Source organism: Geodermatophilus sp. SYSU D01176, assembly GCF_054050015.1.
Window position 1 is genome coordinate 40,809 of the sequence record NZ_JBJGYN010000005.1, and the last position, 13,019, is coordinate 53,827.

13 protein-coding genes are annotated in these 13,019 nt (G+C 76.6%); 10 read left to right on the plus strand and 3 right to left on the minus strand.

The window, feature by feature from the left end:
• Window positions 1-62 precede the first annotated feature (62 nt).
• Window positions 63-1,514 (plus strand): tRNA (N6-isopentenyl adenosine(37)-C2)-methylthiotransferase MiaB, encoded by a 1,452-nt coding sequence (miaB, locus tag ACI78Z_RS04875; protein ID WP_457035396.1) that lies wholly within the window; start codon window positions 63-65, stop codon window positions 1,512-1,514.
• Between the two features lie 43 nt (window positions 1,515-1,557).
• Window positions 1,558-2,412 (plus strand): alpha/beta fold hydrolase, encoded by an 855-nt coding sequence (locus ACI78Z_RS04880; RefSeq protein WP_457035397.1) that lies wholly within the window; start codon window positions 1,558-1,560, stop codon window positions 2,410-2,412.
• An 18-nt stretch (window positions 2,413-2,430) separates the two neighbouring features.
• On the opposite strand, the gene ACI78Z_RS04885 is transcribed toward ACI78Z_RS04880, so the two are convergent.
• On the minus strand, window positions 2,431-3,918 hold the full coding sequence (locus ACI78Z_RS04885; RefSeq protein ID WP_457035398.1) for a DUF349 domain-containing protein: 1,488 nt from the start codon (window positions 3,916-3,918) through the stop codon (window positions 2,431-2,433).
• 40 nt (window positions 3,919-3,958) lie between these two features.
• Between ACI78Z_RS04885 and ACI78Z_RS04890 the strand changes: the two genes are divergently transcribed.
• From ACI78Z_RS04890 to dapF, 3 genes are read left to right on the plus strand one after another with little or no spacing between them, the layout of a single operon-like run.
• Entirely contained in the window at window positions 3,959-4,648 is a 690-nt protein-coding gene (locus tag ACI78Z_RS04890; protein WP_457035399.1) for a hypothetical protein, read from the plus strand.
• On the plus strand, window positions 4,645-5,568 hold the full coding sequence (miaA, locus tag ACI78Z_RS04895; protein WP_457035400.1) for a tRNA (adenosine(37)-N6)-dimethylallyltransferase MiaA: 924 nt from the start codon (window positions 4,645-4,647) through the stop codon (window positions 5,566-5,568). Before ACI78Z_RS04890 ends, miaA begins: the two co-directional genes overlap by 4 nt.
• The gene (dapF, locus tag ACI78Z_RS04900) at window positions 5,565-6,437 is read left to right on the plus strand and encodes a diaminopimelate epimerase (RefSeq protein WP_457035401.1); all 873 of its coding nucleotides are present in this window, start codon (window positions 5,565-5,567) and stop codon (window positions 6,435-6,437) included. Before miaA ends, dapF begins: the two co-directional genes overlap by 4 nt.
• 23 nt (window positions 6,438-6,460) lie before the next feature.
• On the opposite strand, the gene ACI78Z_RS04905 is transcribed toward dapF, so the two are convergent.
• Window positions 6,461-6,691 (minus strand): hypothetical protein, encoded by a 231-nt coding sequence (locus ACI78Z_RS04905; protein WP_457035402.1) that lies wholly within the window; start codon window positions 6,689-6,691, stop codon window positions 6,461-6,463.
• A 150-nt stretch (window positions 6,692-6,841) separates the two neighbouring features.
• Here ACI78Z_RS04905 and hflX point away from each other — a divergent pair, with 150 nt between their 5' ends.
• From hflX to ACI78Z_RS04920, 3 genes are read left to right on the plus strand one after another with little or no spacing between them, the layout of a single operon-like run.
• Window positions 6,842-8,332: a GTPase HflX gene (gene hflX / locus ACI78Z_RS04910; RefSeq protein ID WP_457035403.1), complete on the plus strand. Its 1,491-nt coding sequence runs from the start codon at window positions 6,842-6,844 to the stop codon at window positions 8,330-8,332.
• 58 nt (window positions 8,333-8,390) lie between these two features.
• Window positions 8,391-9,137, plus strand: coding sequence for a phosphatase PAP2 family protein (locus ACI78Z_RS04915; protein WP_457035404.1), 747 nt, complete (start codon window positions 8,391-8,393; stop codon window positions 9,135-9,137).
• Between the two features lie 43 nt (window positions 9,138-9,180).
• Complete coding sequence (locus ACI78Z_RS04920) at window positions 9,181-10,173, plus strand: hypothetical protein (protein ID WP_457035405.1); 993 nt, start codon at window positions 9,181-9,183, stop codon at window positions 10,171-10,173.
• A gap of 78 nt (window positions 10,174-10,251) precedes the next feature.
• Here ACI78Z_RS04920 and lexA read toward each other — a convergent pair whose 3' ends face one another.
• On the minus strand, window positions 10,252-11,055 hold the full coding sequence (lexA, locus tag ACI78Z_RS04925) for a transcriptional repressor LexA (protein WP_457035406.1): 804 nt from the start codon (window positions 11,053-11,055) through the stop codon (window positions 10,252-10,254).
• Between the two features lie 295 nt (window positions 11,056-11,350).
• Between lexA and ACI78Z_RS04930 the strand changes: the two genes are divergently transcribed.
• A complete protein-coding gene (locus ACI78Z_RS04930) occupies window positions 11,351-11,971 on the plus strand; it encodes a LysM peptidoglycan-binding domain-containing protein (protein WP_457035407.1) in 621 nt (206 codons plus the stop codon).
• Window positions 11,972-12,096: 125 nt separating this feature from the next.
• The gene (locus tag ACI78Z_RS04935; RefSeq protein WP_457035408.1) at window positions 12,097-12,765 is read left to right on the plus strand and encodes a hypothetical protein; all 669 of its coding nucleotides are present in this window, start codon (window positions 12,097-12,099) and stop codon (window positions 12,763-12,765) included.
• The last annotated feature ends 254 nt before the right edge of the window (window positions 12,766-13,019 follow it).

The following is a 13,019-nucleotide window of genomic DNA, read 5'->3' on the forward strand; positions in this document are numbered from 1 at the left end:
AACGAAGCCCCGGCCGTGTGAGGCGGGGACACCCGATCGGGTCGCCGTACCCTCGGTGCGTCATGACGACCGACCTGCAGGCTGCCGGGCGGACCTACCGGGTCCGCACCTACGGCTGCCAGATGAACGTGCACGACTCCGAGCGCCTCTCCGGGCTGCTGGAGGCCGCCGGCTACAGCGCCGCCCCCGAGGGCACCGACGCCGACGTCGTCGTCCTCAACACCTGCGCGGTGCGGGAGAACGCCGACAACCGGCTCTACGGCAACCTCGGCCACCTCCGTCCGGTCAAGGACGCGCACCCGGGGATGCAGATCGCCGTCGGCGGCTGCCTGGCGCAGAAGGACCGCGGCGAGATCGTGCGGCGCGCGCCGTGGGTGGACGTCGTCTTCGGCACCCACAACGTCGGCTCGCTGCCGGCGCTGCTGGAGCGCGCGCGGCACAACGCCGAGGCGCAGGTCGAGATCGCCGAGGCCCTGGAGGTCTTCCCGTCGACCCTGCCGGCGAAGCGGGACTCCGCCTACTCCGGCTGGGTGTCGATCAGCGTCGGCTGCAACAACACCTGCACGTTCTGCATCGTCCCGGCGCTGCGCGGCAAGGAGAAGGACCGCCGACCGGGCGAAATCCTGGCGGAGGTGCAGGCGCTGGTCGACCAGGGCGTGCTCGAGGTGACGCTGCTCGGCCAGAACGTCAACGCCTACGGCGTGGAGTTCCGGGACCGCGGCGCCTTCGCCGACCTGCTGCGCGCGACCGGGCGGATCGAGGGCCTGGAGCGGGTCCGGTTCACCAGCCCGCACCCGCGCGAGTTCACCGACGACGTCATCGACGCGATGGCCGAGACGCCGGCGGTCTGCCACCAGCTGCACATGCCGCTGCAGTCCGGGTCGGACGACGTCCTGCGCCGGATGCGCCGCGGCTACCGGCAGGAGCGCTACCTGGGGATCCTCGACCGGGTGCGCGCGGCGATGCCGGACGCGGCGATCACCACCGACATCATCGTGGGCTTCCCCGGCGAGACCGAGGCCGACTTCGAGCAGACCCTCGACGTGGTGCGGGCCGCCCGCTTCTCCAGCGCCTTCACCTTCCAGTACTCCCGGCGGCCCGGGACGCCGGCCGCCGAGATGGCGGGCCAGCTGCCCAAGGAGGTCGTGCAGGAGCGCTACCTGCGGCTCACCGCGCTGCAGGAGGAGATCAGCTGGGCGGAGAACCGCGTGCAGGTCGGGCGGGCCGTCGAGCTGCTGGTCGCCGCGGGGGAGGGCAGCAAGGACGCCCGCACCGGGCGGCTGTCCGGCCGGGCCCGCGACGGCCGGCTGGTGCACTTCACGGCGGCGGACGGCGTCCGGCCGGGTGACGTGGTCGAGACCGTGATCACCCAGGCCGCGCCGCACCACCTGGTCGCCGACGGCCCGCTGCGATCGCACCGGCGCACCCGCGCCGGGGACGCGGCCGAGGCGGGCACCCGCCCGACGACGCCGGGCGTGCTGCTGGGCATGCCCCGCGTCGGCGCGCCCGTGTGAGAACGGCGCGGTCGGACGACCGCGGCCCGACGGCGGAGGTGCGGTGTCCCGGACCCATCCCCCACCAGGTCGCCCGCCGGTGCGGCGGGTGGACGTCGGCGGGGCGGAGCTGGAGACCGAGGTCCGCGGCGCCGGGGAGCCGCTGGTCCTCGTCCCCACCGCGCTGACTGCGGACGAGCTGCGGCCGCTCGCCGAGCAGCCGGCGCTCCGGGACCACCACCGCATCGTCTCCTACCGCAGACGGGGATACGGGGGGAGCAGCCCCGTCCGGGGGCCGGGCTCGGTCGCGCGGGATGCCGACGACTGCCGGCGGCTGCTCGCCGCGCTCGGCATCGCACGGGCGCACGTCGTGGGGGTGTCCTACAGCGCGGCCGTCGTCCTGCAGCTGGCGGCGGACGCCCCGGAGGTCGTGCACACGCTGACCGTCATCGAGGCCCCGCCGGTGTTCACACCGCGCGCCGCCGAGTTCCGTGCGGCCAACGCCGCGTTGGTCGAGGACTCCCGCGCACGTGGCCCGCTGGCGGCCCTGGACTCCTTCCTGAACCGGGTCGTCGGACCGGGCTGGCGCCACGCGGTGGAGCGTGACCTCCCGGGGGCGGTCGCCCAGATGGAACGGGACTGCGCGACGTTCTTCGAGACCGACGTGCCGGCGCTCATGTCCTCGGCCTTCGGGCCGCGGGAGGCCGGCCGGATCCGGCAGCCGGCTCTGTGCGTGGCCGGAGGCGACAGCATGCCGTGGTTCGCCGAGGCCCGGGACGCCGTCCTCCGCTGGCTACCGCAGGCCGAGGACGTCGTCTTCCCCGGCGCGGGCCACGACCTGGCGCTCACCCACGCGGGGCCGCTGGCCACGGTGCTGGCCGACTTCCTCGGCCGCCACCGGATGGGCCGCTCGAGGTGACCGGCCCGGTGCGGGGCCTCAGCGGCGGTTGGCGCTCTTCTCCGCCTCGGCCAGCCACTCCTGCCGCGTGACGAGGTTCGCGCGGGCCTCCTCGACCCGCCGCGCGTCGCCGGCGGCCTCGGCCTTGGCGAGCTGCTCCTCGGCCTTGGCGACCGCCTGCCGCATCGAGGTGACCATCGGGTTCTCCGGGGCCACCCGCGGGCGAGAGGTGTCGACGGCGCCGCGGATGCGCTGCTCGACGGCCTGCATCCGGTCCTCCAGCTGGCGCATCGCGCCGCGCGGCACGTGGCCGATGGCGTCGTAGCGCTCCTGCAGCTTGCGCAGCACGTTCTGCGCCCCGCGCAGGTCGCTGGACGGATCGAGCTTCTCGGCCTCGGCCAGGATCTCCTCCTTGGCCTGCTGGTTGGCCAGCTGCTCGGCGTTGCGGGCCTTGTCCGACTCCGCGCGGGCGCTGAAGAAGACGTCCTGCGCCGCGCGGAACTGCTTCCACAGGTCGTCGTCGCCGTCGCGGCCGGTGCGGGGCACGGCCTTCCAGCGGTCCATCAGCGAGCGCATGGCGGCGCTCGTGGGGCCCCACTCGGTGGACGTCGACAGCCGCTGGGCCTCGGCGATCAGCTCCTGCTTGGCCGCTCGGGCCTCGCCGCGCTGGGCGTCGAGGGCGGCGAAGTGCGCGCCGCGGCGGCGGCCGAAGGCGTCACGGGCGGCGGCGAACCGGCTCCACAGCGCCTCATCGGTCTTGCGGTCGATGCCGCGGATGGTCTTCCACTCCTCGACGATGGCCTTGAGCCGGTCGCCCGCGGCCTTCCAGGCGGTGGACTCGGCGGCGATCTGCTCGGCCTCAGCGGCCAGTGCCTCCTTGCGGGCGACCTGCGCGGCCCGCGCGGCGGCCTTCTCCGCCCGGGACTCGGCGGCCGCGGAGTCCGCGGTCTCCACCATCGCCCGGGCGCGGGCGGCCAGCCCGTCGAGGTCACCGACGGCGGTGGCGGTGGGGATGGACTCGGCCAGCGCCTGCGCCTTGGCCTTGATCTCGCTGGGGTTGCCGGTGTGCGCCTTGAGCCGCGCCTCGAGCAGGCCGACCTCGGTGGCCAGGTCGTCGTAGCGGCGGGCGTAGTGGGCCAGCCCCGCCGCCGGGTCGCCGGCCTGCCACGAGCCGACGGCGCGCTCGCCCTCGGCGGTGCGGACGTACACCGTCCCGTCCTCGTCCACCCGCCCCCACCGGGCGGGGTCGGACGCCGGGGCCGCATCTGCGGGCGGGTGCGGGACGGCGTGCGGTGCCGCGGGGGCCTCGGGTGCGGTCGTCTCCGGCGCAACGGCCTCCGGCGCGGGCTGCTCGGCGGCCTCCGGCGCGGGCTGCTCGCCGACTCCCGCGGTCGGGTCGGCGAGAGCGGCGTCACCCGGGGTGGGCGCCGCCGCCGTCCCCGCGTCGGGGGCGACCGCCTCGGATCCGGCCGTCTCGGGCTGGGTCAGCTGCTGCGAGGGGTTTCCGGCGTTCTCCGTGCTGGACACGTGTCGGAGTGTCCCACGACGCATCCGGGACACTGCTGCGGTGAGCTCGGTCCCGGCCGCCGTCGCCTTCTGCCCGTGCCCGCCGCTGCTGGTACCGGCCGTCGCCGGGCGGGCGGCGGCGGACACCGCCGCGCTGCGGGCGGCCTGCGCGACGGCGGTGGACGCGGTGCTGAGCACGCGGCCGGACGCGGTCGTGGTCGTCGGCGGCGAGGCGGGCTGCGGGCGGTTCGGCGCGGGCGACGGCGGGGACCTGCACGGCTTCGGGGTGGACGTGGCGGTCCCGTTCTGCGGTCCCGTCCGGGCCTCCGGGCGCCGCACCCCGCTGGCGCACACGCTCGGCGCCTGGCTGCTGGACGCGGCCGGGTACGGCGGCGCCCGCCTCGGGGTGGGGCCCGACGACCTCGCCGACGTGCTGGCCGGCCTGCCCGGGCCGGTCGCCGTCGTGGCGATGGGCGACGGCTCGGCGCGGCGCTCGCTCAAGGCGCCCGGCCACCTCGACGCGGCCGCCGGGCCCTTCGACGACGCCGTCGCCGCCGCGCTGGCCGCCGGCGACCCGGCCGCCCTGGCCGCGCTCGACCCCGCCGAGGGCGCCCGGCTCCTCGCCGCCGGCGTCCCCGCCTGGCGGGCGGTCGGCGCCGCGCTCGCCGGCCGGGAGGTCGCCGGCCGGCTGCACGCGCACGAGGCGCCCTTCGGCGTCGGCTACCTGGTGGCCGACTGGAGCGTGCGATGAGCGGTTCCCCACCCGTCGTCGCGCTGGTGGGCCCGACCGCCACCGGCAAGACCGCCCTCGGGGTCGCCCTCGCGCACGCGCTGGGCGGCGAGGTGGTCAACGCCGACTCGATGCAGCTCTACCGCGGCATGGACATCGGCACCGCCAAGCCCGACGCCGCCGAGCGGGACGGCGTGCCCCACCACCTGCTCGACCTCTGGCACGTGCGCCAGGCGGCGTCGGTCGCGGAGTACCGGCGGCTGGCCCGCGCCGAGGTCGACCGGCTGCGGGCGGCGGGGGTGGTGCCGCTGCTGGTCGGCGGCTCCGGCCTCTACGTGCGCGCCGTCCTCGACGAGCTGGACTTCCCCGGCACCGATCCCGCGGTGCGGGCCCGGCTGGAGGCCGAGCTCGCCGACGCCGGCCCGGCCGCGCTGCACGCCCGGCTGGCCGCGCTCGACGCCGCCGCTGCGGCCGCCGTCCTGCCCTCGAACGGTCGGCGGATCGTGCGGGCGCTCGAGGTCGTGGAGCTCACCGGCGGTCCGTTCCGGGCGACGCTGCCCGACCCGCGGCCGCACTACCCGGCGGTCGTCGTCGGACTGGACCGCGAGCCGGCCGAGCTCGACGAGCGGGTCGCCGCGCGGGTCGACCGGATGTGGGCCGCCGGGTTCGCCGCCGAGGTGGAGGCGCTGGCCGCCGACGGCCTGCGCGAGGGGCCCACGGCCTCGCGCGCGCTGGGCTACGCGCAGGTGCTGGCGCAGCTCGACGGCGCGCTGACAGCGGCCGAGGCGCGGGAGCGCACCGTGAGCGCCACCCGCCGGTTCGTGCGCCGGCAGCGCTCCTGGTTCCGCCGCGACCCGGCGACCACCTGGCTCGACGCCGCCCGGCCGGACCTGGTGGACGCCGCCCTCGGGGTGATCACCCCTCGTACGCTGGACCGGTGAGTGCGCACCGGGTGCTGATCGGCCACGGCACGGAGAACGACTTCGTCGTCCTGCCCGACCCCGACGGCACCGGCTGGCCCGAGAGCCGGCTGGACGCGGCGATGGTGCGGCGGCTGTGCGAGCGCCGCTCCGGCCTCGGTGGGGACGGCGTGCTGCGCGTCGTCCGCAGCGCGCACGTGCCCGACGCCCCCGCCGTGCTGGGCGAGGCGCTGGCGCGGTGCGAGTGGTTCATGGACCACCGCAACGCCGACGGCTCCACCGCCGAGATGTGCGGCAACGGGATCCGGTTGTTCCTGCACGTGCTGGTCACCGAGGGCCTGGTCGAGCGCGCCGCCTGCGCCGACGGCATCTGGGTCGGCACCCGCGGCGGGCCCCGCCGGGTCGGGGCGGCGGCCGACGGCGGCTACTGGGTGGACATGGGCCCGGCCCGGCCGTTCGGCGCCGGCGCCGCCGACCTCGACGGCACCTCGTTCCCCGGCCGCGCGGTGTCCATGGGCAACCCGCACCTGGCCGTCCTCACCGACGTCGACGTCGACGGCCTCGACCTCAGCACGGCGCCGGCGGTCGACCCCGAGCTGTTCCCGGACGGCGTCAACGTCGAGTTCGTCAACGTCCTGGAGGCCGGCCGGCACGTGCGGCTGCGGGTGTCCGAGCGCGGGGTGGGGGAGACCCGCTCGTGCGGCACCGGGGCCTGCGCCGCGGCCTGGACGGCGCTCGAGGCCGCGGGCGCGGCCACGGGCACGGTCACCGTCGACGTCCCCGGCGGCCGGCTGCGGGTGACCGTCGACGAGCGGACGACGGTGCTGTCCGGCCCCGCGGTCGTGGTCGCGGCCGGCGAGCTCACCCCGGAGTGGCTCCGGGCCGGGTGAGGTGCTGGAGGGGGGGTCCTCCGTCAGTCCTTCGTGTTCTCGGTCTCCTCCGGGGCCTCGGGCATCATCGACTGCCCGGCGATGCCCGGGCTGCCCTCGGGCTCGCCGCGGCCGCTGTCCTGGTCCGGTCCGCCGGTCGTGCTGCCCAGCCCGCCGGACAGCGGGTTCCGCGGCGGGTTGAGGCCCTGGGGGTCCCGGCCCGGGTCGTCGATCTCCTCGTTCGCTCCCGCTGTGCTGCTGCCCGTCTCGCTCATCTCGAGCCTCCTCGGAGTGTCGGTCGTCGTCCGGCCCTACCCGGTGGCGACCCGGCCACGCGCGCGGGATGCTCCGCGACGGTCACGGTGTTGCACCGGGTGATGACAACTCGGATGCCCCAGGTGCTGGGGTCTGCCACGCTGGAGACGATGACGACCGCACAGAACCGCGCCGTGCTCGCCGACGCCGAGGAGCGCGCCCCCCGCGCCGCCCCCGCGCCCGCCGAGGAGGCGCCCCGCCCGGACGAGGGGTGGGACGAGCCGGACGACACCACCGGCTCCTACGCCCTCGAGGCCCGCGGCGCGCTGCGCCGCGTCGCCGGCCTGTCGACCGAGCTCGCCGACGTCACCGAGGTCGAGTACCGGCAGCTGCGCCTGGAGCGCGTGGTGCTGGTCGGGGTCTGGACCGAGGGGACGCAGGCCGACGCCGACCGCTCGCTCGCCGAGCTGGCCGCGCTGGCCGAGACCGCGGGCTCGCAGGTCCTGGAGGCGGTGAGCCAGCGGCGCGACAAGCCCGACGCCGGCACCTACGTGGGGTCGGGCAAGGCCGCGGAGATCCGGGACATCGTCGCGGCCGCCGGCGCCGACACGGTGATCTGCGACGGCGAGCTGACCCCCGGCCAGCTCAACGCGCTGGAGAAGATCCTCAAGGTCAAGGTGGTCGACCGGACCGCGCTGATCCTCGACATCTTCGCCCAGCACGCCTCCAGCCGGGAGGGCAAGGCGCAGGTCGAGCTGGCGCAGATGCAGTACATGCTGCCGCGGCTGCGCGGCTGGGGTGAGTCGCTGTCCCGGCAGGCCGGTGGCCGGGTCGCCGGCGGTGGCGGCATCGGCACCCGCGGTCCCGGTGAGACCAAGATCGAGACCGACCGGCGGCGGATCCGGGCGCGGGTGAGCAAGCTGCGTCGCGAGATCGCCGGCATGGCGACCGCCCGGGCCACCCAGCGGTCGGCCCGCGGGCGCAACGCCGTCCCCAGCGTGGCGATCGCCGGGTACACCAACGCCGGCAAGTCCAGCCTGCTCAACCGGCTCACCGGTGCCGGCGTGCTGGTCGAGAACGCGCTGTTCGCGACCCTGGACCCGACGGTGCGCCGGGCGCAGTCCCCGGACGGCCGCGAGTACACGCTCACCGACACCGTCGGCTTCGTGCGGCACCTGCCGCACCAGCTGGTCGACGCCTTCCGCTCCACGCTGGAGGAGGTGGCCGCCGCCGACCTGCTGCTGCACGTCGTCGACGGCTCCGACCCCGACCCGCTGGGCCAGATCGACGCCGTGCACATCGTCCTCCGGGACATCGACGCGTCGGCGGTGCCCGAGCTCGTCGTCGTCAACAAGGTCGACGCCATGAGCGAGGAGGACATCCTCACCCTGCGCCGGGCGCTGCCGGGCGCGGTGTGGGTGTCGGCCCGCACGGGAGCAGGGATCGAGCAGCTCCGCGACATCGTCGCGGCCCGGCTGCCGCACCCCGACGTCGAGGTCGACGTTCTGGTCCCCTACGACCGGGGCGACCTGGTGGCCCGGGTGCACCGGGACGGCGAGGTGCTCCGGGAGACCCACGAGGCCGGCGGGACCCGGCTCAGCGCACGGGTGGACGGCGGACTGGCGGCCGCGCTCGAGGAGTTCGCGGCGCCGGTTGCCTGACACGCTGACCCCATCGAGCGAGGTCACGGGCAGGTCACGGCCCGGTACCGTGGCCGACGTGACCAGCGGCGCGGTGCGGCGGCGTCCCGGGGCGTCCCCCCCGGACGCCGCCGGCCCCGCACCCGCCGCCCCGGCGGTCTCCGTCGGCCGCCCCCCGCGGTGGCTGCTGGTGCTCGCGGTGGCCGTGACCCTCGCCGTGACCGTCGACCTGCTCACCCGCGGTGTGCTGGAGCGGATGGACCTGCGGGTCTCCGAGGTGGTGAGCGCCTGGGACCTGAAGGACTCGGCCGCCTACTGGCCGGTCTGGGCGGTGACCCAGCTCGGCGGGCGCGGGTTCATCCTCATCGTGCTCGCCGGCCTGGTCGGCTACCTCGGATGGCGTTCCCGCACGGTGCTCCCGCTGGTGCGGGTGCTGCTCGCGCTGGTGCTGCTGACCGCCGTCGTCTACTCCTTCAAGTACGGCACCGGCCGCACCGCGCCCGCCTACCCCGGGTCGTTCTTCCACCGCGACGGCGCCTCCTACCCCTCCGGGCACGTGGCCAACGCCGTGCTTATGTGGGGGGTGGCCCGCTGGCAGGCCGTGCAGTACCGGCTCGCGCCGTGGGTGCAGCGGACCACGTGGGTGCTCAGCGTGGCCGGCCCGGTGGCGACCGGCGTCGCCATGGTCTCGCTGGACTTCCACTGGGTCACCGACGCCGTGGTGGGTGCGGCGGTCGGCATCCTGCTGCTGGGCGTGGTTCACCTGCTGGACGCGGTCCTGGTGTCACGCTGGGCCGGTGCCCGAGCAGGCCGGTCCTCCGCGTAGCGGTGCCGGGGGGCGACGTCTGGCGGCGGGCACCGGCCTCGCGGTGACGCTCGTCCTCGGCGCCGCCCTGCCGGCGTACGCGCAGGCGGCCGACCCGACCGGGCCCGTGGTGCGCTGCCAGCTCACCGACCCCCGGCTGCCCGAGGTCTCCGGTCTGGTCGAGGTGGGCGACCGGATGCTGGCGCACAACGACGGTGGCGACTCGCTCGACGTCTACGTGCTCGACCGGACCTGCGCGGTGGTCACGGTGCACTCCGCGCCGGTGGACCCCTACGACCCGGAGGACATGGCCCTGGCCGTCGACGGGACGGTCTGGCTCGCCGACACCGGCGACAACACCGGCACCCGGACGACGGTGGCCCTGCTCGCCCTGCACGCCGACGGGAGCAGCTCGGTCTACCGGCTGGCGTACCCGGACGGTCCGCGGGACGTCGAGGCCCTGCTGCTCGCCCCCGACGGGACGCCGTACCTGGTCACCAAGGAGGTGCTGGGCGCCAGCGCGGTGTACCGGCCGGTGTCGGCGCTGGTGGAGGACGGCACCGTCGGGCTCACCGAGGTGGGTGGGGTCGACCTCGTGCTGACCGGGACGCCGGGCGGGCCGGTCGGCCGCGCCGGACAGCTGATGGTCACCGGCGGTGCGGTCTCACCCGACGAGCGGTACGTCGCGCTGCGCACCTACACCGACGCCTACGTCTGGCCGCTGAGCGGGTCCGACGTCGCGGGAGCGCTGGCCGGCGAACCCCGCCGGGTCGCCCTGCCGGAGGCCGCCCAGGGCGAGGCGGTGAGCTTCACCGGGGACTCCACCGCGCTCGTCGTCGCGGGGGAGGGGCTGCCCAGCGACGTCACCGTGGTCCCGCTGCCGGCCGCGGCGGCCCCGTCGAGCCCGTCCGCCGAGGCGCGAGCCGCGGAGGGATCGCTGTCCGGCCTGCTCGGCGGTGACGACGGACCGCCCCCGGTCGCGGCCGCCCTGGCCGCTGCCGTGGTGGCCGGCGTGCTGGTCTGGCTCGGCAGCCTGCTGTTCCGCCGGCGCGACTGACGCCGCGCCGGCGACCGGCCCTCCGGCTTCCTCCTGGCGTTCCCGAGCACGCGCAGGGCTCGGGGAGGAGGTCCCTCCTCAGACCCGGCGGAGCACCGTGACGACGCGGCCCAGGACGGTGGCGTCGTCACCCGGGATGGGCTCGTACGCGGGGTTGTGCGGCAGCAGCCAGACGTGGCCGTCGCGCCGCTTGTAGGTCTTCACCGTCGCCTCGCCGTCGATCATCGCGGCGACGATCTCGCCGTTCTCGGCGGTCGGCTGCTGGCGCACGACGACCCAGTCGCCGTCGCAGATGGCTGCCTCGACCATCGAGTCGCCGGTGACCCTGAGCATGAACAGCGTGCCCTCGCCGACCAGCTCGCGGGGGAGCGGGAACACGTCCTCCACCGCCTGCTCGGCCAGCACCGGGCCACCCGCGGCGATCCGGCCGACGAGCGGGACGTAGGTCGGGGTGGGGGTCTCCTCGCCGCCGGCCGGTGCGCTCGCCGTGGGCGCCGCGGTGCCGGGAACGTCGCCGGGCAGGCGCACGTCGAGCGCGCGCGGGCGGTTCGGGTCGCGGCGCAGCCAGCCCTTCTTCTGCAGCACGCTGAGCTGGTGGGCCACCGAGGAGGCCGAGGACAGCCCGACGGCCTCCCCGATCTCGCGCACCGAGGGCGGGTAGCCGCGGCGGTCGATCGAGTCCCGGATCACCTCGAGCACCCGCCGCTGGCGCTGGGTGAGCCCGTCCCCGGTCTCGCCCCGGTCGGGGAAGGTGCGCACCGTCGCCGCCTCGGCCGGCTCCGGTGCGGCCGCCGGCGTGCCGGTCCGGCTCCCGGACGCCCGCCGCGACGAGGTGCCGCCGCCCCGGGTGCCGCTGCCCGACGTCCCGCTCGTGCCCGCCACGTCTCCTCCTCGCCGGCTGTGCCGCCACAGCCCTCGTGTCCACACCCGCCCGGGCGCCGGGCCGGGCCTCCTGGACGGAGCCCCCTGCCGGCCCCCGGCTCCGCCGGCGCCTCCGGGGCGACGGTGGACGGGTGCTGATCGGACGGTAGCGCCTCGGGGCCGGGAGTTCAAACGTGTGTTCGAACCGCCTCGGTGAGGTGTCGGGTCGACCTCGTCGGTGGGATGCGGTAGACATCGCACGGACGTTCGATCGAACGCGTGTTCGATCCGATCGGGACGACGAGGAGGACGGGTCATGGGGAGCGTGCGGCAGGCCGTGCTGGAGTTCGACGCGGCGGTGCAGGTGCCGTGGCGGCCGTTGCTCGCCTCGGGCGACGTGGGGCGCGCCGCCCGGCCCGCCCGCGCGGCGCGGCCGCCGGCGCGCACCGCCCTGCCGGGCTCCGGTCCACGGGTCGCCGGGCACCTGCGTCCGGTGGCGGACCGTCCGGCGACCCCGGAGCGCCGGGCCACGGGTCCCGCCGCCGAGGTGACCCGCACGCGCCGCGACCCGGCGCGTCCCGGCGGTCGGCCGGTGCCGACCGGCCCGGCGGCGGGAGCCGTCCGCGGTGGGTGCACCGCCGCGCCGGCCTCCGTGCGGCTGACCCGCCGGGGGCGTCGGCTCGTCACCGCGCTGGCCCTGGGCGGCGCGGTCGCCCTGGGTTCGCTCATCCCGCCGCTCCTCGACGGCGGCGACGGGGGGCTGCGCCTGGCCGGCGGCAGCAGCGTCGTGGTGGAGCCGGGCGACACGGTGTGGTCGATCGCGGGCGAGGTGGCCGGCGACGAGCGGGACGTGCGGGTGGTGGTCGACGCCATCGAGGAGCTCAACGACCTCGAGGGCTCCGTCGTCGTGCCCGGCCAGGTCCTCCACCTGCCCTGACGGGCTGCGCGGTCCGGACGGGTGGCCGGGGTCGAGGAGCGACAAGGCGAGGCCTCCATGTTCGTCAACCCGTCGTGCCGAGTCGCTGACGCTCGGTGGTCGGAGGCCGATCTACCGTCGGAGCCGTGTCAGCGATCTCAGGCAGCCGGGCCGCCGTCTTCACCCAGCAGTCGCAGAGCGTCGAGGTCTTCCTCGACGGCGCCTGGTGGCCGGGGTCGCTCCTGGGGTGGCGTCACGACGGCGGCGGCTCCTGCGAGGTGTGGGTGCGGGTGAGCGTCGACGGGCGGGACCGGGAGACCTGGACCGACCTCGCCGAGGTCCGCCTGCCGGAGCCCCACCCCGCACCGGCGCCGGCATCCGACGTCGGGGCGGGCCCCTTCGCCGCGCTCGGCGAGGAGTTGCTCCCCGGGGCCACGGCCGTCCCGGCGGTGTCCCTGAGCGAGGCCGCCGCCCGCGAGCAGCGGGTGGCCGGCGTCCTCCCGGCGTCGGCTCCGGCCGCGGTGCGGCGCCGCCGCCGGCACGGCGGGGACGGGACCGCGGAGATGCCCGCCGCCCACGGCGGCACGGCGGGCCGGCACCGGGCCTCGGCCGTGGCGGGTCGCCACCGCGCGGCCGACGCGCTGCCGCAGCCGGAGGAGGCGCCGCGCCCGGCTGCCCGGGCCGAGGTGTCCGCCGACGCGACGGTGCTCATGCCGCGCGCCACCGAGGCCGACTGCCTGACCCGGCCACTGCGTCTCGGTGACCGCGTGCCCCGCCCGCGGCTGGCGCGCCCCGACGAGGCCGTCCGCGGCTGACGCGCCCCCCTTCCGCCCCTCCGGCGGCGCCCCGCACTACACCCCGCCACCCCACCGCGCGACCGGTGACCGTCCGCCGGCGGCGTGTCGCCGGGGCGGGTGTGACAGCTGTGCGCCGGTGGTCACGAAGTCGTCTCGACGGACGGCGCGCCTCGCGTTCCGGCTTGCAGATCTAGTGGAGCCGGACCTAGGGTTCCCCTACATCTAGTAGTTGCACCGCTGTAAGTCCGTCCACAGGCCGATCCTCAGGTCCT